The organism is Jeotgalicoccus huakuii (assembly GCF_036665975.1).
Classification (GTDB): Bacteria; Bacillota; Bacilli; order Staphylococcales; family Salinicoccaceae; genus Jeotgalicoccus; species Jeotgalicoccus marinus.
Genome location: NZ_JAVIYN010000003.1, coordinates 132754 through 158480, shown reverse-complemented (window position 1 = coordinate 158480; position 25727 = coordinate 132754). Strand labels below are relative to the sequence as shown.

Below are 25727 nucleotides of genomic sequence, written 5' to 3'. Positions count from 1 at the left end.
TTCGTATATTAATCGGTATTTTGCCTACAATTCTTCATCTATGATTATTTGCCGAAATCTTTGAGTTTCTACACGATTATATGGTCCCACATGTCCATGAATGTAGGTTTCGTATGGGAATTGATCAACTGTTTTCACATAGTGATAGAAGCGGTCTGAATCATAACCGCCATCTAATTTATAATACTCACCACTGTCTGCATCACCAGCAAATAGTACTTTTTCTTCCTCTATAAACACGATGACACCATCATCTGAATGGGGATTATCTATAGGTGCAACGTGCACAGTCAGGTTTCCTAAGTCTAGAGATAGCGTGTTGTCATAAACGATATCAGCAGTTACAACTTTAATTTTTGAGATATCATCATATTCGATGAGGATATGGTCATGACAAAACTGACATTCTTCACCCGTTCTAAGTCGTTCCATCATAGCGTCATTTGTCCACTCCCAAGTGCTTATCTGAGACAAGATATCATTTGTCTTTTTATGAGCGACTGTTTTACCTTTAAAAGCATGCATAGCAAAAGTATGATCCCAGTGCCAATGGGTGATGAGGGCAAGTGTTGGTTTTGGTAAATTATTTTCTTTAATTTCGTTTAGTACTTCACTGAGATGTTCAGGTGAATTACCAACATCAACTAAAACACTAAATTGTTCACCTTGAATATACCCAATGTGTGGCCGGTCCCGCTCGCTATCGAATGGCATAACATAGACGTGATTTGAAATTTGTTTAATCATAGGCCTCCTCTCTACAGTAAAATCCACTTAACGATTGTTAGGTGGATTTTAAAAGTTGAACTTTATTTTCTTTTACTTTTCTTATTTGAATCAGTGCCTGAATTTGAGTCAGTATCTTTACTGCCTTTATTCATGAATTTTTCAACGATTTTATTAATGATGATTGGTGCAGCAAAGATTGCTACACGTTTTAACAAGCGCTTCATAAGGTTTCCTCCTAAAATCTAGATAATTATATATAACCCATTTTAAAGAGGATAAAACAGAGGGCTACTTAAAATATCTATTACTTAAAGTACGCTTCTAATCCATCACGTTCAATAATACTGCCGACATAGAAGTCACCAAAGACACCATAACGAGCACTCGCTTCATCAAAGCGCATTTCATAGATGATTTTCTTAAACTCAAGCATGTCATCTGATAATAGCGTGACGCCCCATTCGTATTTGTCTAGACCTTGAGATCCAGAAATGAACTGTTTGATTTTACCTGCATATTGGCGACCAATCATACCATGATCACGCATCAACTGCTTGCGTTCATCCATCGGTAACATATACCAGTTATCGTCTAGGTCACGTTTTTTATCCATTGGATAGAAACAAATATATTTAGACTTATCTAGGCTAGGGAAGAGTCTATTTTGAATGTGAGGAATGGCAAGCATTTCCTCAGCAGTCTTATTACCACCTAGATAGCTACTCATTTCAATAATTGAAACATAAGAGTATGTTGGAACTAAGAAATCTCCAATACCAAGTTTATTGATTTGAAGCTCAAGTTTAGTTAATTCTTCTGGTGTGTTTCTTAGGAACCAGAAAATTAAATCTGCCTTGTGCCCCATAACATTGTAGAAAGCATAGTCACCTTCTTTATTGTTATGAACAGCTTCTTGTTCATCCAAGAATGTCCGGAGTTCTTCTAACAAGGCATCTTTCTCTTCATCATCCAAAACTTTAAATGCAGCCCAATCCACGCTATAAAGTAAATGTAAGCTATAATAACCTTCTATTGTACTGACCGGTTCGCTCATTCTATTCTCTCCTTTTGATATATATAACTCTATTTTAGTTAGTAGAAAACGTTTTAACAACAGATTATGTTTAAAAGATATGACAGAACCAGTATAATAATATATAAAGTAATTCACCGAGGAGGCCATAATGAGTAACTTTATTACGAATCTTAAAAACAACTTACATGGTGAAAAAATTAAGATAGTGTTCCCAGAAGGTATTGATAAGCGTATATTAACTGCCGCTTCACAACATTCAAAGGATAGCTATGTCCATCCAATTGTTCTTGGGGATACTGACGAAATAATAAGAATAGCAAAAGAAGAAAATATAGACATAGATAACTTAGAAATTATAAACCCAGCAACTTCTGAATTAGGCCAGAAACTTGCAGATGAATTTCAAACAGTAAGAAATGGCAAGGTAACTGCAGATCAGGCAGTCGAAATTATCGGTACAAACGTAAACTATTTTGGCACAATGCTGGTACATACAAACTATGCACAAGGTCTTGTATCAGGCGCCATGCACTCTACACCAGACACTGTTCGTCCGGCGCTTCAAATCATTAAAACTAAAGAAGGTGTCTCTAAGACAAGCGGTATCTTCTTCATGCGACGTGATAATGAATTATATGTCATGGGTGACTGTGCCATTAACCCGACATTGACTGCTGATGAATTGGCTGAGGTTGCAGTGGAAACAGCGAAGACAACAGCAAGTTTTGGTGTTGAACCAAGGCTTGCCTTATTGAGCTTCTCTTCTAAAGGCTCTGCGAAAACTGAAGAAGCAGAACGTGTGCGTCTCGCAACAGAATATGCACAAAACAAATTACCTGATGCGATTATTGATGGCGAGTTACAGTTCGATGCGGCCTTTGTACCAAGTGTAGCGGAGAAAAAATCACCAAACTCACCTTTAAAAGGAAACGCTAACGTATTCATCTTCCCATCACTAGAAGCGGGAAATATCGGTTACAAAATTGCACAAAGACTCGGTGGCTTTGAGGCATATGGGCCAATTCTTCAAGGTTTAAGAAAGCCTGTTAATGATCTGTCTCGTGGGACGACAACAGAAGAGGTTTATAACCTAGCTCTATTTACTGCAACACAAGTTGTTGCTAATCGTGATGGCGATAGTAATGAGTGAGACTTACTTCACAGGTAAAACTGTTGAAGTGATTCACAAGTATCATACAACACACCCTTTTGAATCCTTTGCTTTCGATGACTTTTTACAACATCAAGTATCAGAAGATAACACGCCAAAGATTCGTTTTTGGCAGCACAGTCCATTTATCATCTTAGGACTACAAGATGCACGTCTGCCTATGTTGAATTATGGCTTAGATTTTTTAAATGATGCAGGTTTTGAATTTATCGTTCGAAATAGTGGGGGTCTTGGTGTCGTACTTGATGACGGTGTGTTGAACATTTCACTTGTCTTACCCAAGGCTGACTTCCAGTATATAGAAGATGGATATGATATGATGGTAGAGTTGGTTCAAACTATGTTTAAGGCCCAAGGTATTGAAGCATATGAAATTCATGATAGTTATTGCCCGGGTACATATGATTTAAGCATTGATGGTAAAAAATTTGCTGGTATTTCACAACGCCGAATCAAGGACGGCGTGGCAGTACAAATTTATTTATCTGTTACGGGCAGTGGTAGTGAACGTGCTAAATTAATGAAGGATTTTTATAAGTATGCACGTGCAGTAGAAAGTGAGAAATTTACTTATCCCTTGATTAATCCAGAACATATGGCTTCTCTAAATGAGCTCTTAAAAACAAACTTTAGCGTTCAAGAAGTTGAGGCGCTCACCTTAAAAGCACTTGAGAAAATGGGTGCGAATATTGTGGATTTCAGAGAGTTATCAGAAACGGATAAGACAGTCTATGAACGTTTTAAAGATAATATCAAAAACCGCAATAGTAAATATATGAACGCTAACTAACCAGTATTTTTAATACTGGTTTTAATTTGTCAGAAAGAAGGAATTTAATGTCAAACAGTGTCTACGCACCAAAAATATGGACCAAGGAATTTATAGCGATCTTTGCCTTTCACTTTATTCTGATGGGTGCGATGTATTCAACTTTAGTAACGGTGGGAAACTACACCATTGAAAAATATGATATCAATCCAAGTATTGCTGGCTTTACGGCGAGTATTTTTATTGTCGGTGTTCTAATTGGTCGCGCAATGACAGGGTATCAAATTAACCATCTTGGTGCGCGAAAAATTATGATTATCGGGACCATCCTGTATTTTTTAACTTACATTTTATATTTCTTTGATTTTGGCCTAACATTCCTCTTGGCGACACGACTTTTAAATGGTCTCGCAACAGGCATTATCTCGACGGCACTCAATACACTCGCAACAATTTCTGTCCCTGAAGAACGAAGAGGTGAAGGAATCAGTTACTTTAGTTTAAGTATGGTGGTTGCGAGTGCAGTTGGTCCCTTTATTGCTTTCTTATTACTTGAAGTAATTACTTTTGAAATGATGTTAGTGTACGTTGGCATACTCATGGTTTTAGTTGTGTTGATGATCCCAATTATAAAAATTAATAACATAACAAAAGAGACAGCGGTTAAGCCGACTAAATTTATTCTGATAGAGAAAAACTCTTTACGAATGTTGATGCCTATATTCCTAATGGGACTTGCATATTCCAGTGTATTATCATTTTTAAATACTTATGCAATTGAAATTGATGTTGTGACTGCTGCGAGTTTCTTCTTTATTGTTTATGCAGTAGCGGTCTTATCGACCCGACCATTTACGGGGCGCTTAATTGACCAAAAGGGACCTAATATGGTCATTTACCCGACATTTATTCTAATGGCGATAGGTTTTTTAATTCTTGGAAATACGACTTCCGGACTGCTTGTACTAGTCGCAGGTTTCATTATTGGTCTAGGTTTTGGTAACTTCCAATCTGCTGCCCAGATTATCTGTGTGAAAGTGGCACCGAAAGAAAATGTAGGTCTCGCCACATCAACTTACTTTATTATTTTAGAAATCGGCTTAGGTTTTGGTCCAGTTATACTCGGTCTTTTGATACCATTTGTCGGATATGACGGTATGTATCTATGGCTAATTCTCCCAATTCTCATAGCTGGTTTATGTTACATGCTTTTTGTTGGAAAAAGAGCCAACCGATCTCAAAGTTAATGTGAGCGATTGGTTGTTAATCGTTAATTTATGATATTATTGGATTGAAAAAAGGAGGCGTCACCCATTGGTAATGAGTGAATACAGTCACAAGCAACTGCAAGAAGAAAAAGTATTTAAAGATCCAGTTCACCGATATATTCATGTCAGAGACCAGGTGATTTGGGACCTTATTAAAACTAAAGAGTTTCAACGCCTGCGTAGAATAAAACAACTCGGGACTCTGTATCTTGCTTTTCATTCAGCAGAACATTCTCGCTTCAACCATTCGCTTGGCGTCTATGAAATTGTGCGACGTATGATTGATAACTTTGAAGAATATCCTGAGTGGAACAAGGATGATAAGTTGCTCGCACTTACTGCAGCACTCCTACATGATTTAGGTCATGGACCGTTCTCTCATAGCTTTGAAGATATTTTTTATACTGACCATGAGGAATTTACAAAGAAAATTATCTTAGGTTCGACAGAAGTCAATGAAGTACTATCAAGAGTCTCTAAGGACTTTCCAGAACAAGTGGCAGCAGTTATAAATAAGACACATCCAAATAAATTAGTTATTAGCATGATTTCAAGCCAAATTGATGCTGACCGTATGGACTACCTGCAGAGAGATTCTTATTATACGGGAGTCAGTTATGGTAATTTTGATATGGAACGTATATTAAGAGTGATGCGACCTTCAAAAAATGAAGTGTTGATCAAAGAAAGTGGGATGCACGCTGTTGAAGACTACCTGATGAGTCGTTATCAGATGTATTGGCAGGTGTATTTCCACCCTGTGTCACGTGGTGGGGAAGTACTTTTAAATCTTATTTTAAGACGTGCGAAGCATCTCTATCAGTCCAGCTATAATTTTAAACAAGCACCAACATATTTCATTCCTTTCTTTAATGAGAATGTAACTGTTGAAGATTATTTACGACTTGATGAAATGGTTGTGAACTTTTACTTACAAGAGTGGATTCGTGAAGACGATGAAATTCTCAGCGATTTAGCGAGCCGATTTGTAAACAGGGATTTATTTAAATACTTGCCGTTTGATGGCTCTATAATTACAATTTCTGAACTCAATGATTTGTATAGACGAGCTGGCCTAGACCCTAACTATTATGTATTTAGTGATAGTTATTCTGATTTACCATATGATTACGACCGCCCTGGTCAAAAAACAAATCGTCAGCCGATTCATCTATTGAGATCGAATGGTGATATTAGAGAGATTAGTTCACAGTCTGCCATCATTAATTCAATTACAGGCTTGCATCGTTTAGGGTCTCGTCTGTATTATCCGAAAGAGAAAATTTTAGCCATCGAAGATTTGAGTGTAAAGGCGGAAATTATTAATTTACTAAACGAACTTGATTAGGAGGGTTCAATTTGGCAGATGAAAAACCAAAGAAAAAGCCAGGATTTCAATTTAACATTATAAAAAATGACCCACTTGATGGTCATAGAGGACAAAACTTTGGCTCAATTAGTCTAGAAAACATTGCGCCAATATATATTAATATTGAAACGAAAGAAGCTGTGTTAGATATAGGCGGCTTACATGGTAAAGCTGAAGTTGAAAAACGAGTGAAGTGGATTACGGATAAGACTGAAGCCGAAGGTGAAGATGCTAAAGAGTATTATCTTGTTTGGATAGCAGTCGAACGTAAGGAAGTTGGTCCTGTCTATAACGGCGCAGGCGCTTGTTATTTAATGGTTAACAAGGAAAAACGTCGCGGCTATAAAATGATGCATGAGCACGTAAATAGCTTAGATGACGCAATGAAAGGTCGCATTAAGCTAGAGCTTCTGGATCAGGGCTCAAAAGATGCATTAATCGACTTTTTACAACACCATAACGAAGAAATGTGGGACAACTCAGACCGCATGCAGGAAGCACTCGGTGTTCAGTCCTAGCAAATATGTCTTTTTTATGACTTTCTAAAATTACGTTGCACATTCCTAAATCTATGGATAAAATATATTATAGTTATAGTGATATAACTAGGACACTTAGGTGGGGCGAAAGCCCTGCCTTTTTTATGTTTTAGGCGTCAATTTACATGCATTATGCTATAATTTGTAATATTGAAGGTGATAAAATGAACGCTCCAAATCAAGGTATATATAAGCTATCTCAAGTCGTTGATATGCATGGTGAAAAAAATGAATATGAACAAGATTTAAACGTCTCGGTCATAGATAAAGGCGATCGTTATTTACGTTATACAGAATCGTTGGATGAACATGAGCTAAAAGTCACTGTTAGGTTAAGCGATAGTAATATAAAATTACAGAGACGTGGAATTATCAATATGAATTTTCACTTTGAAAAAGGTATTAGAACATCAACATTTTATGATTCCCCAGCTGGCCGACATCAGTTTGAAATATTGACGCTCGAACTGGATGTTAAAGACACAGGCTTGTATATTGAATATGATTTATTTGAATCGGGGTCACTACTTGGTCACTACAAATATAAGTTAGAGAGGGCTTAAATATGGATTTAAAACAACAACTTAAAGAAGCGATTGAAAATGCAATCAAAAATGCAAACTTAGTCGAAGAATCAGATATGCCTAGTGTAAAAGTCGAAGTTCCAAAAGATAAGAATAACGGAGACTTTTCTACTAATGCAGCAATGGTATTGACTAAACTTGCGCGTAGAAACCCTCGAGAAATTGCTGAATTAATTATTGAAAACCTGGACAAAGAAAAAGCAAGTGTAAGTGAAGTCAGCATTGCTGGACCTGGTTTTATCAATTTTAAAATGGAAAGTAAAGAACTTTTAAACGTTATATTTAAGGTTCTAAACCAGAAAGAAAACTATGGTCGTTCAGAACGTGAAACGAAAGAAAAAGTGTTAATTGAGTATGTTTCTGCAAATCCTACAGGGGATCTTCACATTGGTCATGCGAGAAATGGTGCAGTTGGTGCAACACTTTCTAATATCATGGATTTTGCTGGCTATGATGTCACACGTGAATACTATATCAATGATGCCGGTAATCAAATTAACAACTTAGCTCGTTCCATAGAAGCACGTTATTTTGAGGCTTTAGGTCAAGGATTGAACATGCCGGAAGACGGTTATAACGGTAAAGATATTAAGGTGATTGGTGAAGAGTTAGCCGAGGCTCACCCTGAGTATAAAGATTTAGATGAAACTGCACGTATTAGTAAATTTAGAGACCTTGGTGTCGAATATGAAATGCGTAAACTAAAAGAAGATTTAAGCGATTTTCGTATTCACTTTGACAACTGGTTTAGTGAAACTTCACTATACGAAACTGGCGAAATAGATGAAGCGATGACCAAGATGAAAGACAATGGTTTCATCTATGAAAGTGATGATGCGACATGGCTACGCACGACGGACTTTAAGGATGACAAAGACCGCGTTATCGTGAAAAAAGACGGAACCTTCACATATCTGATGCCAGATATTGCTTATCACTATGACAAAGTGGAGCGTGGATATGATAAGTTAATTAACCTCTTTGGTGCAGACCACCATGGTTATATCAACCGTCTGAAAGCATCACTCGGTGCTTTAGGTGAGAACCCGGATAAATTAGAAATTGAAATTATGCAAATTGTTCGCTTAATTGAAAATGGTCAAGAAGTGAAGATGAGTAAACGTACTGGTAAGGCAGTAACGATGAGAGATTTAATCGATATGATTGGTGTTGATGCGGCACGTTACTTCATGGTGATGCGCTCAACTGATACTCATTTTGACTTTGATTTAGACTTAGCACGTAGTGAATCCTCTGATAATCCGGTTTACTATGCACAATACGCCCACGCTAGAATATGCAGTATTTTACGTCAAGCGAAGGAAAATGGTTTTGATTTAGACCAAACAGTGCCAGTGGACGTAATCACCAACGAGCAAGCGCTTGAATTACTGAAGAAAATATTAGAATTCCCTAATATTGTACGCGGCGCAGCAGAAGCTCGTGCGACGCAAAGAATTCCAAATTACATCCATGACTTGGCTGCGAGCTTCCATAAATTCTATAATGCTGAAAAAGTACTAGGAGAAAATGACGATAAGACACGTGCTTATATTTTAATGATTGAAGCGGTTCGTCAAACTTTAGAGAATGCCCTAAGATTAATAGATGTGAATGCACCTGAAAGAATGTAAGTGACTAAAAAGGGGCTGGGAATATTTTTGCCCAGCCCCTTTTTTGTAAGTCTTTTTATAAATAAATCACCCTATATTAGATAAAGTAACTCTATTATAATGATGCTAGAGGAGATGGTAATCATCAAAAAATTACCTACGCACACAAAATTATTTTTCTTAACCTTAATTACGATAGTTATGGCAGCCTGTTCTAATGAATCCGCTGTTGATCAGAGCTCTAATGACGATATGAATATTATTTCTTTGATACCAAGTAATACGGAAATCATCGCAGCGCTCGGTTCAACAGAAGACTTGGTGGGCATTACAACAGTAGATACATATCCTGAGGATCTGTCTGAAGATTTAACAAGGCTGGATACTTTTGATTTAGATGAAGAGGCTATGATAGCACTAGAACCAACACATATTATTTCTCATGTTTCAAACCATGACGCGAACAAGGATATTATTGACCGTGTGGCTGATAATACAGGTGCTGAGGTCTTAGTAGTAGACGATGCGCAATCAATTGATGCAATTTACAATACAATTACACAAGTTGGTGATTTTATTGATAAGTCTAGTGAAGCTGAAAATTTAAATACTGAACTTCAAAAAGAACTTACAGATCTTAAAGCCACTTATGAAGATCAACAAACAGATGATAGTGTGCTTCTTCTAGTATCAGTGTCACCAGATATTTATGTTGCAGGTGATGATACTTTTATTGATGACTTTTTGGAAACTTTAGAAGTAGAGAACGCTTTTAATGATGTCGAAGGTTATCCATCTGTTACATCTGAAGAGTTAATTGCACGTGAACCATCGAAGGTTATTTCAACATCTGGACAAGATAATGATACATTAGCCGAAGAAATTTCTAGTATATCTGGGTTAAGCACTACTGAGATTGCTGATGAACGTAATCAATGCATACCAAATCCAGATACGATTTCAAGACCAGGTCCTAGGTTCGTTGAAGGCTTAGAAGAAGTGGCACAGTGTATATATGAATAAGACGAATGTTGTTTTATCAATCATCTTAATGCTCTGTCTGGTTGTTAGTGTGTTTGTTGGATCTGTTAGTTTCTCTGATGTGTCTACAATGCAGTCATATACAATCATGCTAGATGTGAGATTGCCGAGAGTATTGATGGCAATTTTCCTTGGAGCAAGCTTAAGTATGAGTGGGGCAGTATTTCAAATTATCTTGAAAAATCCGATGGCGGATAGCTTTACTTTAGGTATGGCTAATGGGGCGGTTCTCGGCTCAGCTTTGACAGTGATTACAGTCATCCCTGTTATCTTCGCACCGATTATGAGCATCATTTGTGGTCTTTTGACCATGGTACTCGTGCTAATAATTGCACGGCGTTTAGATTTGTCTTACCGTCCAGAAACATTAATTATAACCGGCGTTCTACTGGGTTCTTTACTCTCGGGTATTTTGTACTTGATTATCTTAGTTAATCCAGAAGATACACAGAACATCTCAAGGTACATGTTTGGCTCCTTGAGTGGTATAAATTACTACCAAGTTGCCGTCGTTATGGTGTTGTCATTTATTGCATTTATCTTGTTAATAAGACATGGCAGACAGTTAGATTTGTTAAAGCTTGGAGATATTCGGGCACATGCCTTAGGCGTCAATGTGAGCAAAATACGCCCACTGCTATTAATGATAGCTGCTGTTCCGCCACTTGTTGCCTTAGGTTACACGGGTATTATTGCACTTGTAGGCATTATCGTTCCCCAGGTGATTATGTACCTTAAGCCGATGGCATTTATTCCGTTGTTAAAACGTTCGATTCTTGTCGGTGCAATCTATGTTCTAAACGTAGATACTTTAGGGCGTACTCTTTTTGCACCAGTTAGCATTCCTACGGGTGTTATGGTCATGCTATCGGCTGTTCCTATATTTATATATCTCTTATATCAACGATCATTAAGTACTAAAAAATGAAGCGATTTCATTCATTCGTTAGTAGGGTGAACTAAAGAGTGTTATATTAATTAAAAAGGGGGATTTTTAATGACAAAAGTTTCAATCGAAGATATTTTTGATATACAATCCGTTTCTGCACCAAAAGTCGTCCCAAATAGCTCGAGCGTGACGTATTTAACGAGTCGTACTGATAAGGACGAGGATACGTACTATGCCTACCTTCATTCTCACAATGACCAAGGCAACATTCAACTTACATATAAAGATGAAGTAATCGGTATTGTGTGTCATGCCAATAATGGAAATATGACAACCTTCACAGCACCTGATAAAGACAAAAAACCACAGGTCTTCATACTCCGTCACACAGGTGGGGAACGCGAACAAATTACCTTTGAAAAAGATGGTGCATCTAACCCAGTCTTTAGTTCAGATGATGAGACAATCTATTATTCTGTCAGAGTAGGAAAGGACACAAAAGAGACTGAAGAAGAAAAAGATAGTAAAACACCGAAACCTACGATTATAAATAAAATGAAGTATAAGTCTGATGGTGGGCCGTCACCTTATGGTGTATTTCCCGAGAAATATTCACAGATTAAAAAAGTGAACATTCATACCAAAGAAACAGAAGTGGTCTTAAAAGGTGAAGCGAACTACCAACTTCATGACTTAACAGATACTGGTTTTATTTACTCAACTGACCAAAGTGATAATCCAGATTTCAATTTTTCTTCTAAACTGTATTTACGTAAAAATGGTACGGATCAATTGTTACGCTCTGACATGAATGTCTTTAAAGCGGAATTATCACCAGATGGGGAACATCTTTTAATGACAGTGATGACACGTCAATATAAGAATGCCACACACCCACACATCGAAGTTTTGAATCTTACTACAGGCGATATTATCGATGTCACTACAGCACTCGATAAACCAATCGGTGGTCTAGTCGCACAAGATACCCAGCAAAATATTGACGGTAATCCGACAAAGTGGATTTCAAATAGTGAGTATGTTTTTATCGTGTCGGAATTTGGTAGTGTGAACTTATACCAAGGAGACATTAATGGGCATATTAAGCCACTTTACCGAGGCGACCATAATATTTTTGGTATGGATGCGGATGAGTCTGGTGCCTACTTAACAATTTCAACACATGTGTCACCGAGTGAACTATATAAATTTGATTTTGAGACAGAAGAACTAATTCAATTAACCGAAGTCAATAAGGATTACGTATCGAAAACAACGTTGGTTGATCCTGAAAAAATTGAGTTTTCTAGTTTTGATGAGACGACGGTTCACGGTTGGTTTATGAAACCAGCTGGTTATCAGGCTGGTCAAAGTTATCCGATGGTAACTAATATACACGGTGGACCACATGCCTTATATGCCAATACGTTCTTCCATGAGATGCAAGTGTTAGCAGCGAAAGGCTATGCCGTATTATTTATTAATCCTAGAGGGTCACATAGTTATTCTCAGGAGTTCGTTGATGCTGTAAGAGGGGATTACGGCAATGGTGACTATAAAGATATTATGGCTGCAGTGGACTATATTACTAATAAGTATGATTGGATTGATCAAGATAATTTAGGTGTAACAGGCGGATCCTATGGTGGCTTTATGACCAACTGGATTGTTGGGCATACGAACCGTTTTAAAGCAGCTGTGACCCAGCGCTCAATTTCGAATTGGATTAGCTTTAGAGGGGTCTCAGATATCGGTTATTACTTTACAGACTGGCAAATTTTAGCTGGCCTTGATGATCTTGAGAAATTGTGGCATCACTCACCCCTGAAATATGCGAAACAAGTTGAAACACCTTTACTTATTTTACATGGTGAAGAAGATATTAGATGTCCAATCGAACAAGCAGAGCAGTTCTTTATAGAGTTGAAATATCACGGTAAGGAAACTGAGTTTGTCCGTTTCCCATCTTCTTCTCATGAGCTTTCACGTTCAGGAAAACCGAGTTTACGTCTCGCAAGATTAGAACAAATCACAGGCTGGTTTGATAAGTACATTTCATCTTCTGAGGAGGAAAAATAAATGGCGAGTAAAATCGATGAATTAGCAGCAAGTGTCGAAGCGGATTATTCAATAATATCTAATCCTTTAAACATTTTTTACTTTACGGGTGTACGCTTAGACCCACATGAACGATTGTTACTCTTGTTAATCGATAATCAGTCAAAAGAAACAACGATGATTTACCCAGCACTAGATGGTGAAACAGTGAAAAACAATACGGATCTAGATCATTACTCCCCCCACGACGATAAGGAAGATGCATTTTCATATGTCTTTAAGACAATCCCAAGTGATAAGACGATCGCGGTCGAAGGTAGTCATCTGATCTATGATCGTTACCTTAGGTTGACTGAACAATATCGAGCTGACAATATTCAAACTCTTGATAATCACGTCAATTACTTACGTGGAATCAAAGATGACCATGACAAAAGTGAATTACAACGAGCGGTCGATATGACAGAAAGGGCACTACAGGATCTTAAATCATTTACTGTTGAAGGTAAGACAGAAATGGAAGTGTCAGACTTCCTAGTCAAACAATTTAAATCTTATGGTGCAGTAGGACCAAGCTTTGGGCCGAGTGTATTAACAGGAAAAAAATCTGCCTTACCACATGGTGACACGGGTAATGACGTCATTCAAAAAGGAGATTTCTTGTTAATTGATTTCGGAGTTGTATCGGATACAGGTTATGTTTCAGATATGACACGAACTTTTATTGTTGGAGAAGCGACTGAAAAGCAAGAAGAAATCTATAAAACAGTGTTAAATGCAAACCTTGCAGGTATTAAAGCGAGTCAAGAAGGAACAGAACTCTCAAATATCGATAAAAGTGCGAGACAGGTTATCGAAGATGCAGGTTACGGTGAGTATTTCATGCACCGTATTGGCCACGGTCTTGGCTTAGATATCCACGAGGCACCTTCTGTTCATGGTGAAAATAAAGATAAGTTAGAAGCGGGAAATGTGATCACCATAGAACCAGGAATATACATCCCTGATTTTGGCGGTGTCAGAATCGAAGATATGTTGTATATTGAAGATGATAATACAATTAATCTCAACGCATTTCCAAAAGATTTTGAATCGATGATTATACAATAAACCCTAGGAGCTGTATGAAGACATGACGAAAGATACAAGAATTGAAGCAGACTTTCTTGGAGAAAAAGAAATTAATAATGATGCCTATTATGGTGTTCAAAGCCTAAGAGCTTTAGAGAATTTCCCAATTACAGGATATCGTTTAAACACGGACTTAATCAGAGCCCTTGGTATGGTCAAAAAGGCAGCCGCTATTGGAAACCATGCGAATGGCGTTTTAGATGAGGAAAGAAAAAATGCCATTGTCCAAGCGAGTGAAGAAATTATAGACGGTCAGTGGCACAGTCATTTTATCGTGGATCCAATTCAAGGTGGTGCTGGGACTTCGACAAACATGAACGCAAATGAAGTCATTGCAAACCGTGCACTTGATATCTTAGGAAGAGAAAAAGGTGACTATGAGTTTGTGAGTCCGAACAACCATGTCAATATGTCACAATCAACAAATGACGCCTTCCCAACTTCACTCCATATTGCATTTTTAATACGTGCAGAAAGCTTGTTAGAAACTATGAACACGATGAAACAAGCATTTGAAGCGAAGGCAACGGAGTTTGATCACGTCATTAAAATGGGACGTACGCATCTTCAAGATGCCGTGCCAATTCGCCTAGGTCAAGAATTTAGTGCCTACGCTAAGGTCTTATCAAGAGACATTCGCCGTGTATCAAACGCTTTAGAAAATCTTTATGAAATCAACATCGGTGCAACTGCAGTTGGTACTGGTTTAAATGCTGACCAAAAATACATTGATACGGTTGTTGAAGAACTTAGAAATCTTACAGGCTATCCATTTAAATCTGCAGAAAATCTTGTTGATGGAACTCAGAATACAGATGCCTATACTGAAATTTCTGCAGCACTTAAAGTATGTATGATGAACATGTCTAAGGTTGCAAATGACTTAAGAATGATGGCTTCAGGACCAAAAGCGGGTCTGAATGAAATCAATCTTCCTGCACGTCAGCCAGGTTCTTCCATTATGCCTGGTAAGGTTAATCCGGTTATGGCTGAAGTGATTAATCAAATTGCCTTCCAAGTCATCGGTAACGACAATACCATTTGTCTCGCATCAGAAGCTGGACAGTTTGAATTAAATGTTATGGAACCCGTGCTTGCATATAACCTACTACAATCCATAGACATTATGAACAATGGCTTTAGAGTCTTTACAGAAAAATGTATTGCAGGTATTACAGCTAATGAAAGACAGATGTCGGAATACGTGGATAAGAGTATCGGTGTAATCACAGCGCTTGTGCCTCATATTGGCTATAAGAAAGCATCATCAATTGCACGTGAAGCGATGGCAAGCGGGGAACCAGTAAGAGACATATGTAAGAAATATGATGTCCTCTCAGAAGAACAGTTAAATCATGTGTTAAATGCTTTTGAAATGACAAACATTGGTGTATCTAAACTGCCAGAATAAGAAGTAAAATCTCATAATTTTCAACACTGGTGTTTTATCACTAGTGTTTTTTTGTGATTAAACGGTCTCAACAGATTTTTATGATTAATAAGTGTAAAATAGTAATTATAAAAGCAGTCAAAGAGCTGGGGGATTCTGTCTATGGATATTCAAACTTTCTATCAGACTTATTTAGGAGAACATGAACTGGTCAGGGCCAGTTTGTTTAACTCTGTAAATTTTACGAGTATGGATGAGTTGATTGACTATAAATTAAAAGAACTTAGTAATGCGGCTTTACAAGCTGAAATTTTTGAACATCTATCAATGGCAGAAGCCAAACTCATCAGGCGTTTAGCAGCAGAAGAAAGCCATGATGAAGTCCACAGGGTTTCATACAATCAAAACAAATACTCTACCTTAATCGACTACCAGTACATTTTAGAAGATAATGTCAATCAAGGTGTGATTCATGAGGATATCATCAATCACTTGAATTACGGTCTGAGAAAAACAGGTATTTTCCCATTTGAACCGATGTACATTCCAGACTCACAAGAGATTAAGCCTAGTGAACTGTCAAGGTTCGAACCTATTTTTAAGGGTCCAATCTACTGGCTCTATAATAATCTGACCTTCATTGAATTACGAAAAGTAATGTCGAAATTAAATATTAAATCTATCGGACAATATAAGGACGATTATTTATCCGAAGTCACTGCTCATATTGTGACTAAAGAATCATTGGAACTTGCAATTTCCCTCTTAGATCGGCAGTTAGCCAATGAAGTGGCGCATAAAGTTAAAGAGAGTGATTACCTTTATGCCAATCAACCACGCTGGCAAGATGCTGTAGAAATGGGCCTATTAGTTAAGGTTCATAAAGATTACCTGATCATGCATGAAGATGTATTGACGACCTTAAAACAAATAGACTTTAAAACTATCAACCATATGACGACAGCGCGTGTCAGTGAAAACTACAACGCTTACCGTATTATGTTGTCTATTAATGGAATGGATGAAATCTATAGAGAAATTCAATTACCAACACGTTTAAATCTCTTAGAATTAGAAATCGTCATTTCTGAAGCATTTGGTTGGCAGAATATCGGGAGCGGAGATTTTGTCACAGACGATGAGGTTCTAACAGATCTTGAATCCACACCGAAAAATGTCCGTATGGCAGATGTGTATTTACAAGGCGGGCCAGTTCAATACTTGGCCTCATCAGATGATTATTATGTCGTCGATATTGAAGTTGAGGACTATATAAATATAGAAAAGCCACTACCTAAAGTCCTGTCCTACGGTGGTCCAATCCCAATTGAGGGCGTTGGTGGCATCGACCAACTTCAGGATATTCTCACTATACTACAAGATAAAAACCATCCGGACTATGTGAGTACTTATGCCAAGGTTAGAAACAAAAACTTTAGGGAGCGCTATCCTGTCAGTGCTGTCAACAAGCAGCTTTTAAAACTATTTAATAGAGGTAGCCCAATTACTTAAGGAGAATCGAGATGGAGTTAGCGACATTTTATAAGACGTATTTAACATATTTACATCTAGATAAAGTAGGAGAGTCTTTATCACAATTAGATAAAATCGTGGAAGAAAAAATAGAAGAGGCAAAGTCGGATGACTATCTCACATTACTTGGAGATAGCTTGAAAATGGAAGAAATAGAGTTAATCAAGCGTTATTCCAACGCCTTAACAGGTGACAATATCATTACCTTGCCTTTCAATCCCGATGATAATCCATTTTTAATCTATAATCATCACCTCTTATACATTGGTGACGGTGAGGGTGTGATGCATGAAGAAGTCATCGATGGTATTTTAAGAAACTTTGGTTCAACGATCCATTTAGCACCCTTACCAGAAGGTATTAATGTATCAAATGTAACGTTGAATAATGCAGAATATACCACAACCGTAAATTTACTAGACTATCCAATTATCGAATATTACGACTTATTATTAACAGAAGAGCACATGAATCTTGTGGCAGAAAACCTAGACTTAGACCTTGAAGAGTACAAGACAAGACCACAAATTATTAATGCAATTTCTAAGCGATTAGTCCATAAAGAATATATGGAAGAAAAATTAAAGCTCTTTGATGAAGATGAATTAGAGAGATTTAAAGAGAAAGTACAAGCTGGACAAGTTTTATTTACAGAAGAAGAGGGTAATTGGGATACGTTCCTTGCTACTGGCATCATTATGCCTTACCTTCCTAATGTTGCAATCTTGCCTTTAGTTCTGTTCCATTTCTTTAAAGAAGAAATTTTCGATTAAATCAAGAAAAGGGGTTATGAACAATGTCATTAAAAGAAAAGATTTTTAAACAAATAGAAGAAAATGAAGAACGAATGATTGAAATTAGACGTCATTTACATGAAAATCCAGAGTTATCATTTGAAGAAGAGAAAACAGCACAGTTTATCGAAGAATTTTATAAAGACAAAGATGTGACCCTGACAACAAATGTGGGTAATGGCTATGGCATTATCGTGGAAATAGAAGGTGGAGCTGGTGAAGGACCGACACTCGGACTGCGTGCGGACTTTGATGCTCTACCAATTAAAGAAGAAGCAGATGTTGAATTTAAATCTAAAAATGAAGGTGTCATGCATGCCTGTGGACATGATGGTCATACGGCTTACATGTTAATTTTAGGTGAAGCTTTAATAGACTTAAAAGATGAGTGGAAAGGTAGAATTAAGCTCATTCACCAACATGCTGAGGAAATTCCACCAGGTGGTGCGAAAAGTATTGTAGAATCAGGTATCTTAGATGATTTAGATGAAGTCTATGGTATTCACCTTTTCCCAACGATTGATGTAGGTGATATTACAGTTTGTGCAGAAGAAGCAATGACAGGTCGTTCAAACTTTGACCTTAAGATCCAAGGCTCAGGTGGTCACGGTGCAATGCCACACACTACTAATGATGCACTCGTTGCAGGCGGTTACTTTGTAACATCAGCACAAACAATCGTCTCTCGTCGTATGGATCCAAATGACTCAGTCGTTGTATCAATTACAGCCTTTGATGCACCAGGTGGTTACAACGTCATTCAAGACAGTGTGACACTTCGTGGTACAGTACGTTATCTATCTATGGATAATATGGAGCCAGTTTATGAAGAAATGAAAAATCTGGTTGAAGGACTAGAAAGAAGCTACGGCGTAGATTGCACATTAGACTATGTCTATGACTACCCAGTTCTATATAACACACCAGAAATTATAGATGAAATTGAAGCGACATTAGAAGAGAGTGCAGGCACATACTTCGATAAAGTATACCGTGCCAAACCACAAGCTGCTTCCGAAGACTTTGCGTATTACTTAGAGAAAAAACCAGGCGCATTCATCTTTGTCGGTGCTAAACCAGAAGGCGTAGAAAATGCCTATCCGAACCATCACCCTAAATTCGAAGTCAATGAAAAATCATTGTTGATTTCAGCCAAAGCATTAGCTGATATTGTCCTGAATAAGATTCAATAGTTATGCTTTAGGTGTTGCTAGTTCGTTGAAAGCGGATAGCGTGAACTCGAAAATAAAACGAGTTCGCTCTATCAAAATATAAGTCGGTGTGAAGGAGATAACTATGAAACCAATTCATACACAGTACTCAAAAAACAATCCTGGACACTATGTGCCTGCCATGGAGCATAATGGCACACTCTATATTTCAGGACAGCTGTCTATAGATAATGAAACTGGGGAAATTCCGAGTGGTGGAGTTAAAGTTGAAGCGGAACAAGCGTTAAAAAATTTAGATCTTGTTCTAGAGTCAGCAGGTATTACAAGAAATGATATTATTATGTGTCGTATCTATACGCCAGATGTTAAATACTGGGATGATATCAACGAGGTTTATAGTGATTATTTTAAAAATCACAAACCGGCACGTGCTATCGTTCCAACTACACCATTGCACCACAACTGCCTAATTGAAATTGAAGCAGTTGCTAATATAGAGCAATAAGTAGTTTGAAATAATAAAGCCGTAAACATTAAATTAAAAAAATGGAGTGTTAACATGTCTAATGTCAATCTTCCTGAATATACTTTACTTAGTAAATGTGAGTTACCTGCAGAAGTTGAAGAAATTATGATTGATGATGAAAGATTTGTCACTGCTTTTAAAACTTACAGAGATAGTGTGACATTCACGAACAAAAGAATTGTTTTCAGAGATTCACAAGGACTATCAGGTAAAAAAGTAGAGGTCTATTCAATCCCTTATAGCACAATCAATGCTTGGTCAAGTGAGAATGCTAAAGGTATTTTTGATGTAAATGCTGAGGTTGAGCTGTGGACTAGAGCGGGCCATTTAAAACTTAAACTTGGTAAAGGCATAGATATAAGAGAAATAGATAGACTATTAGCTAACGCTATTTTGTAATTTAATTCTGTAAGAGGCTGCTTAGGAATCCTTGATAGGGTTTACTAAGCAGCTTTTATTTATTTCCATTTTCATTTATCAAAGTTCAACAGTATTCGTGGGAAATCGATATTATTTTGAAGAAATTATGTGTTAGTATGTCGGTATATAGCAAATGGGTAATCTATTTGTTATATAAATTTAATATTGTAAGTAGTGCAGTAGCGAGTATCGAATTAAATACAGTCTGAAAGGAGATTGTTTAATTATGAAAAAGTTAACAACGATTACAGCATTATTTGTTGCGGGGTCACTTGCATTTTCTACTACTAATAATGTAGATGCAGAAGAAGCAGATGGTCTAGGTTCTGGCGGTGGTCCAGAAAACGCAGCAGAGGTTGATCAAGAAGCAGATCAAGGCACAGGCGGCGGTCCTGGTGAAGATCAAGGTTCAGGTGGTGGACCTGAAAGTGAAGGACCAACATCAATTGCTGATCAATCATTAGAAGAAGAGCAAGATGGTATCAACCATGCAGAATTACAAAATTTAGCTAACAATAACCCTGAACGCCTTAATGAGGCGCCAGTATATAATGGAAAATATGATATAACATCTCAAGATGCGAAAAATGTTTATCATTTCTATTCTGATGGTGAAAATTGGGATTGGTCTGTAGAAGCACTTGATTCTAAAGATGTGAGTTATGAAGAGACAATTGCAGAAGGACCAGGTCAAAATTTCTCTGATGAAGAATTACAAAACTTAGTAAATGAGCATCCGGAAAAATTAGATGAATCACCAATTTATGAAGGTGCTTATGAGTTCACTAACCATGATGGTAAGTATGCTTATCACTTTTATTCTGATGGTGAATTTTGGACATGGAGTAAGACGCCATTAAGTGAGAATTCTTATGAAACGACTATCGCTCAGGACAATGCAACAGAAGGTTTAACAAATGAAAAACTTCACTACATTGCAAATGTAGACCCAGAGAAATTAAATGAACAACCAGTTTATAAAGGTAGTTATGATTTCACAACTCAAGATGAGAATTATGTCTATCACTTCTACTCAAATGGTGAAAGTTGGACATGGAACAAGACATCTTTAGATAAGTAGAGAGTATGAAGATAGTATAGCTACAACTTAATATATAATAACCTCCTAAGTTTACAGTAAAGAAACTGTATTCTTAGGAGGTTTGTTTTTTAATTATCTATTCACTAGTTCTTTAAAAGCATCATCATATTCTACACTTACCTCTTCTGCCAAGTTTAATATGTCATCTTTATCAGAAACATCACTGCTAAGTTTTAATAAATGTGAATCTTTATTAGTCATAGTAACACTCCTCATGTTCACATAATTTAAATTAACTTATTCATTCTCCAACTCTTTAATATACTTTTTCAGCTTATCCTTATCCTCACCTGAAATTTCAGGGAACTTAGGGTCAATTTTCTCTAACACATGGATCATAACCTCTGTAATGATTCGACGACTATGCCATTCATCATCTGCAGGTAAAATATACCAAGGGCTATGCTGTGTGGAGGTATTATTAAGCATATCTTCAAAAGCCTTCTGATATTGATTCCATTTCTTACGTTCCTCAACATCAGAGAATGAGAATTCCCACTGTTTGTCAGGGTGCTTCATTCTTTCTAACAATCGATCTTTTTGTTCCTTTTTAGACATATTGAAGAAAAATTTTATAACAGTAAAGCCATTTTCACAAAGATATCTTTCATAGTCGTTAATCTGTCGATAACGTTGCTCAAATATATTATCGTCTTCATCTTCTAGTAGATTATGAACCTTTGTCGCAATAATTTCTTCATAGTGAGAACGATTTAAAATCGCAATTTCCCCACGATCTGGTTCTCCTGCATGAATTCTACGTAAATAATCTTTTTTCTTATCCTCTTCTGATGGTTTGCCAAAAGATGTGACTTTAAGGCCTTGAGCATTGAGATTAGAGAAAATATAAGAAATTGCTTCATCCTTACCTGCTGCATCTATGGCTTGTAAGACGACCATGATACCATTTTCTTCTTCTGCATTTAATTTCAAATGTAAATTTTTTAGTTTTTCAACGAGTGGTGGAATGATAGTTTCTTTAATTTCAAGATTATCTTTTTTCATTCCCTCACTTGTTTTATAATCTTTCAACTTTATATCTTTAGTACTTGGTACTTTATAATTAGATAAATTCATTCTATCACCTCTGTTATCAGATATTTACCCTCCTTAATACATCGAAAACACGATAAATTCCATTCATTATGGGTATGTAACAAGTATGATTTTAAGGCAAAACAGAGGAGATATAAAATGGACAAAAGAAGAATAATTTTAGATTGTGATCCTGGTCACGATGATGCTGTCGCAATGTTAATGGCATATGCCCATCCTGCTATTGATTTACTTGGAATTACTATTGTGTCAGGGAATCAAACTTTAGATAATACCGTTAGAAATGGCTTAAGTGTTGCTCAATTACTAGATATGGATGTGGACATTTATGGTGGGATGTCTGAACCGATTGTGCGTGAACAGTTAGTCGCAGGCAATGTTCATGGTGAATCAGGAATCGATGGTCCAGTGTTCGATGAACTAGGGCGTTCAGCTAAAGCACAGCATGGCGTGCAATATATTATTGATACACTGATGAATAGCGATGGGGATATTACACTTGTACCAACTGGCCCTTTATCGAATATTACGATGGCTATGAAATTAGAGCCAGCAATTTTGCCGAAAATTAAAGAGATTGTATTGATGGGCGGGGCTTATGGTAATGGGAACTTCACGCCATCAGCAGAATTTAATATATTAGCGGATCCTGAAGCGGCTCATGTAGTCTTTAAATCAGGCGCACCCATTGTCATGATGGGTCTTGACGTGACGAATCAGACCCTTTGTACTCCAACAGTAATAGAGAGAATGGAGGCGGTAGGGAATAAGGCAGGGAAACTATTTGGTGATCTTTTAAGATTTACGCTTAAAACACAATATGAAGAATTTGGTTTAGAAGCGGGACCAATTCATGATGCGACAACAATAGCGTATCTAATTGATCCGAGTTTATTTGAAGTTAAAGAGATGTTTGTAGAAGTGGATATTAATAGAGGACCATCATACGGTAGAACTGTGTGTGATGAATCGAATGTGTTAAAACAACCAGCTAATGCAAAAGTTGGTACTGGTATCGATAATGACAGATTCTTCGATTTAGTTGAAGAATGTATAAGGATGTATTAAGAAAGAGTCACTTAGGCAATCATTGCCTAAGTGACTGCTTAATTATTCGGTTTACCATAATAAAAACCTGATTTTCATTCTTCCGTTTCATTGACTTGTTTTTCTCTAGTTTCTTGAATCAACCAAGGACTATTTTTCTCCGCTGCGACTTTTCTATTATCTTCCTTAATTCGATCAAGGACCTTTTGCATTTCTTCATTCTCTAATAGATAATTCTCTTGTTTCAATCTCTCTAATTCTATTTCTTTATCTATATGTTTTAAACGGATTTTCTCCATGTCCTGTTTATGAGATAAGAATGTGCTGAGTGCTCCAACACCTATTGCCAGAATGACAATTATAGCAAACCACATTCTGCATCAGCTCCTTTATTCTAGATTGTTTGGATAGACGATGGTACTTATCTTAATATATCCAAATATTTTTTAATATCTTCTTAACCGTTTTCCGTGATGCACAATCATACCTATAAATATTAATACCCAAGTTATTAAGGCAATCACAAAAGTGATGTCAGGGATAATCATAAGAAATGATAGTTCTAGTGCTTGAGATAAATTAATGGTACCGACTGTATACATAGCGAGAGGGAAGGCCATTCCCCATAGTTCTGGGTTATAGTTAAGTGGGACTTTCTTGATGACATGACGCCATATGCCCAGCACTATCAGTAGTGGAATCCACCAAGTGCCAAATGCCCAGAAGAAGAGGGTAGTGGCTTTGATGAACGTTTCAAACTCTAAGATGATTCCTGAACCATTCAAAATGAAAATGGCTCCAGCTAAAGTGGTAATTGCTAAGGCGCCCATACTAATCCAGTAGGGTGGTGTGAGCGACATAGCTTCCATTTCAAAAAACATTAATCTATAAAAAATCAAAACAATGATTGCTAGGTACAACATGCATGCTAAAAAGAAGAGGCAGAGTGATGTAAACATAATCACTTCTTCATAGTTTGATGGTGTCTGCATAAGTACACCAAGTATGGCTAAAGACTGGGTGGAGACAATAAGTAACAGCCAACCGCCATTGATTGATTCGTTTATTAAGGGTTTTGATTTTTTAATAATTAAGATAGTGAAAAAACTATATATTAAAACGATCCATAAAATAAGTATGAGAATCCATATGTAAAAACCTAAAATTGGCATATTAGAAATTATGCTTAACTGACTACCAATCACAGAACTTGCCGCAATAAAAGTGAAAAAACCAGGACCTTTTATTTCGTTTGTAAAATCTAACCAGACAGCCTTTGTATTAACTAAAAGTCTGATGATGTTTAATACGATTAAGGTAAAGTAGACCGCGATATTTAAGTAGAGTAAAATCTCCGCAAATAAATGATAGCCTAAATACCAGGCAGACAAAGAGACTGCACCGGTTGCCATGACCATGGCAAAATAGCCCGGGTAAAAGTGTTCAGTTTGTCGTTTTAAAAAATCAATCATGTATATCACACTTTCTAAAGTCTACGGTAAAGCGCGTACCGCATTTACGGTACGCGCTTTATATTATATCTCATTAAGCAAACATCTTCATTACACCGTTAGCAACTGCAAGATCGAAGTACCCTGCTCCAACGCATTTGTAAAGTGTGATTTCTTCATCGTTTTGGCGAAGGTAGTCACCATCAAAAATATCTGCTAAGGTCCCTTTGATGTCATCCCAGCTTATGATGTCTTTATCAACAGCATCAATAAGTTCCCCGGCTTCTTCTTTGGCACCATGCATGTCGTCTACATAAATCTGATTAGCTCTTTCGATGATTGTATGATCCATTTCTCTCATTTCAGGTGTGAATGAGCCGACACCATTAATGTGTGTACCTGGTTTTACAAGTGAACCGTTATAAACTGGTGTTTTACTTTGTGTTGCGCAGTTGATGATGTCACTCATTTCGACGAGTGCATCGACATCGGATACGACTTCTATATCAGACCAAATTCCGAAGTCTTCTAAGCGTTTTTTAAAGTCCTCCGCCTTACTTTCTGTACGATTATACAAGTAAATTCTTTGGATGTCTCTGACTTGAATAACGCCGAGAACTTGTTCAAATGCCATGTTTCCTGTACCGATAACACCAAGTGATCTAGCATCTTCTGTGGCAAGCTTATCTGTTGCAATAGCGGTCATCGCACCTGTACGTAGGCGTGTTAGGTAAGATGCATCCATCGAGGCCTTATGTTCACCATCTGTTAAGTCAGTGACTAAGATATTACCTTGGGTCGTTGGCATATTTTTATTACTTGGAAAAATAGATACTGTTTTAATAATCGAAACTTGACTACTGATACTAATACAAGGCATATACAACATAGAATTATCTTCACCAGCCGGTAGCACTGTGCGAATAGATTCTACGATCTGATCATTCTTATAGTCATCAAGGATATTTTTAACATCTTCAATGGCGTGCGTAATTTTATACTTTTCTTCAATTTCTTTGTCTGTCAATGTAATCAAAGT

The 25727-nt window shown here is 37.1% G+C and carries 27 protein-coding genes; 19 read left to right on the top strand and 8 right to left on the bottom strand.

Features of this window, described 5'->3' with window-relative positions:
* Window positions 1-24: 24 nt before the first annotated feature.
* The 3 genes from V6E76_RS02760 to hemQ all read right to left on the bottom strand — a co-directional run bounded on the left by V6E76_RS02760 (window position 25) and on the right by hemQ (window position 1783).
* A complete protein-coding gene (locus tag V6E76_RS02760; protein ID WP_247348726.1) occupies window positions 25-747 on the bottom strand; it encodes an MBL fold metallo-hydrolase in 723 nt (240 codons plus the stop codon).
* A gap of 62 nt (window positions 748-809) precedes the next feature.
* The gene (locus V6E76_RS02755; RefSeq protein WP_247348724.1) at window positions 810-953 is read right to left on the bottom strand and encodes a hypothetical protein; all 144 of its coding nucleotides are present in this window, start codon (window positions 951-953) and stop codon (window positions 810-812) included.
* An 80-nt stretch (window positions 954-1033) separates the two neighbouring features.
* Window positions 1034-1783, bottom strand: coding sequence for a hydrogen peroxide-dependent heme synthase (gene hemQ / locus V6E76_RS02750; RefSeq protein ID WP_166627007.1), 750 nt, complete (start codon window positions 1781-1783; stop codon window positions 1034-1036).
* Window positions 1784-1913: 130 nt separating this feature from the next.
* On the opposite strand from hemQ, the gene pta reads away from it, so the two are divergent.
* From pta to V6E76_RS02660, 18 genes are all read left to right on the top strand, one after another.
* Window positions 1914-2915, top strand: coding sequence for a phosphate acetyltransferase (gene pta / locus V6E76_RS02745; RefSeq protein WP_247348722.1), 1002 nt, complete (start codon window positions 1914-1916; stop codon window positions 2913-2915).
* The gene (locus V6E76_RS02740; RefSeq protein ID WP_247348720.1) at window positions 2908-3726 is read left to right on the top strand and encodes a lipoate--protein ligase family protein; all 819 of its coding nucleotides are present in this window, start codon (window positions 2908-2910) and stop codon (window positions 3724-3726) included. Before pta ends, V6E76_RS02740 begins: the two co-directional genes overlap by 8 nt.
* A gap of 47 nt (window positions 3727-3773) precedes the next feature.
* Window positions 3774-4952 (top strand): MFS transporter, encoded by a 1179-nt coding sequence (locus V6E76_RS02735; protein ID WP_247348718.1) that lies wholly within the window; start codon window positions 3774-3776, stop codon window positions 4950-4952.
* 73 nt (window positions 4953-5025) lie between these two features.
* Complete coding sequence (locus V6E76_RS02730) at window positions 5026-6321, top strand: HD domain-containing protein (RefSeq protein ID WP_247348716.1); 1296 nt, start codon at window positions 5026-5028, stop codon at window positions 6319-6321.
* An 11-nt stretch (window positions 6322-6332) separates the two neighbouring features.
* Window positions 6333-6860, top strand: coding sequence for a YwhD family protein (locus tag V6E76_RS02725; protein WP_247348706.1), 528 nt, complete (start codon window positions 6333-6335; stop codon window positions 6858-6860).
* 185 nt (window positions 6861-7045) lie between these two features.
* On the top strand, window positions 7046-7444 hold the full coding sequence (locus V6E76_RS02720) for a YwiB family protein (protein WP_247348703.1): 399 nt from the start codon (window positions 7046-7048) through the stop codon (window positions 7442-7444).
* A gap of 2 nt (window positions 7445-7446) precedes the next feature.
* On the top strand, window positions 7447-9099 hold the full coding sequence (gene argS / locus V6E76_RS02715; protein ID WP_247348701.1) for an arginine--tRNA ligase: 1653 nt from the start codon (window positions 7447-7449) through the stop codon (window positions 9097-9099).
* Window positions 9100-9279: 180 nt separating this feature from the next.
* Window positions 9280-10101: an ABC transporter substrate-binding protein gene (locus tag V6E76_RS02710; protein WP_499797698.1), complete on the top strand. Its 822-nt coding sequence runs from the start codon at window positions 9280-9282 to the stop codon at window positions 10099-10101.
* Entirely contained in the window at window positions 10094-11047 is a 954-nt protein-coding gene (locus V6E76_RS02705) for an iron ABC transporter permease (protein ID WP_247348697.1), read from the top strand. Before V6E76_RS02710 ends, V6E76_RS02705 begins: the two co-directional genes overlap by 8 nt.
* 69 nt (window positions 11048-11116) lie before the next feature.
* The gene (locus V6E76_RS02700) at window positions 11117-13087 is read left to right on the top strand and encodes an alpha/beta hydrolase family protein (protein ID WP_247348695.1); all 1971 of its coding nucleotides are present in this window, start codon (window positions 11117-11119) and stop codon (window positions 13085-13087) included.
* A complete protein-coding gene (locus V6E76_RS02695) occupies window positions 13088-14176 on the top strand; it encodes an aminopeptidase P family protein (RefSeq protein ID WP_247348693.1) in 1089 nt (362 codons plus the stop codon). It begins immediately after the preceding gene.
* A 22-nt stretch (window positions 14177-14198) separates the two neighbouring features.
* Window positions 14199-15608, top strand: coding sequence for an aspartate ammonia-lyase (gene aspA / locus V6E76_RS02690; RefSeq protein WP_247348691.1), 1410 nt, complete (start codon window positions 14199-14201; stop codon window positions 15606-15608).
* Between the two features lie 141 nt (window positions 15609-15749).
* Window positions 15750-17099: an IS1096 element passenger TnpR family protein gene (locus V6E76_RS02685; RefSeq protein ID WP_247348689.1), complete on the top strand. Its 1350-nt coding sequence runs from the start codon at window positions 15750-15752 to the stop codon at window positions 17097-17099.
* 11 nt (window positions 17100-17110) lie between these two features.
* Complete coding sequence (locus V6E76_RS02680) at window positions 17111-17893, top strand: hypothetical protein (protein WP_026866103.1); 783 nt, start codon at window positions 17111-17113, stop codon at window positions 17891-17893.
* A gap of 23 nt (window positions 17894-17916) precedes the next feature.
* Entirely contained in the window at window positions 17917-19107 is a 1191-nt protein-coding gene (locus tag V6E76_RS02675; protein ID WP_247348686.1) for an amidohydrolase, read from the top strand.
* A gap of 103 nt (window positions 19108-19210) precedes the next feature.
* Entirely contained in the window at window positions 19211-19591 is a 381-nt protein-coding gene (locus V6E76_RS02670) for a RidA family protein (protein WP_247348684.1), read from the top strand.
* Window positions 19592-19645: 54 nt separating this feature from the next.
* Window positions 19646-20011 (top strand): PH domain-containing protein, encoded by a 366-nt coding sequence (locus V6E76_RS02665; protein ID WP_247348682.1) that lies wholly within the window; start codon window positions 19646-19648, stop codon window positions 20009-20011.
* Between the two features lie 247 nt (window positions 20012-20258).
* Window positions 20259-21113, top strand: coding sequence for a hypothetical protein (locus V6E76_RS02660; RefSeq protein ID WP_247348680.1), 855 nt, complete (start codon window positions 20259-20261; stop codon window positions 21111-21113).
* A 93-nt stretch (window positions 21114-21206) separates the two neighbouring features.
* On the opposite strand, the gene V6E76_RS02655 is transcribed toward V6E76_RS02660, so the two are convergent.
* Complete coding sequence (locus V6E76_RS02655) at window positions 21207-21335, bottom strand: hypothetical protein (protein ID WP_499797697.1); 129 nt, start codon at window positions 21333-21335, stop codon at window positions 21207-21209.
* Between the two features lie 36 nt (window positions 21336-21371).
* Window positions 21372-22211, bottom strand: coding sequence for a PPK2 family polyphosphate kinase (locus V6E76_RS02650; protein WP_247348678.1), 840 nt, complete (start codon window positions 22209-22211; stop codon window positions 21372-21374).
* A gap of 117 nt (window positions 22212-22328) precedes the next feature.
* On the opposite strand from V6E76_RS02650, the gene rihB reads away from it, so the two are divergent.
* Window positions 22329-23258: a ribosylpyrimidine nucleosidase gene (gene rihB, locus V6E76_RS02645; protein ID WP_247348677.1), complete on the top strand. Its 930-nt coding sequence runs from the start codon at window positions 22329-22331 to the stop codon at window positions 23256-23258.
* Between the two features lie 74 nt (window positions 23259-23332).
* On the opposite strand, the gene V6E76_RS02640 is transcribed toward rihB, so the two are convergent.
* The 3 genes from V6E76_RS02640 to V6E76_RS02630 form a co-directional block, all read right to left on the bottom strand.
* Entirely contained in the window at window positions 23333-23611 is a 279-nt protein-coding gene (locus tag V6E76_RS02640) for a hypothetical protein (RefSeq protein WP_247348675.1), read from the bottom strand.
* Between the two features lie 72 nt (window positions 23612-23683).
* Complete coding sequence (locus V6E76_RS02635; protein ID WP_247348673.1) at window positions 23684-24709, bottom strand: tellurite resistance/C4-dicarboxylate transporter family protein; 1026 nt, start codon at window positions 24707-24709, stop codon at window positions 23684-23686.
* Window positions 24710-24782: 73 nt separating this feature from the next.
* A complete protein-coding gene (locus tag V6E76_RS02630; RefSeq protein WP_247348671.1) occupies window positions 24783-25724 on the bottom strand; it encodes an ornithine cyclodeaminase family protein in 942 nt (313 codons plus the stop codon).
* Between the last annotated feature and the right edge of the window lie 3 nt (window positions 25725-25727).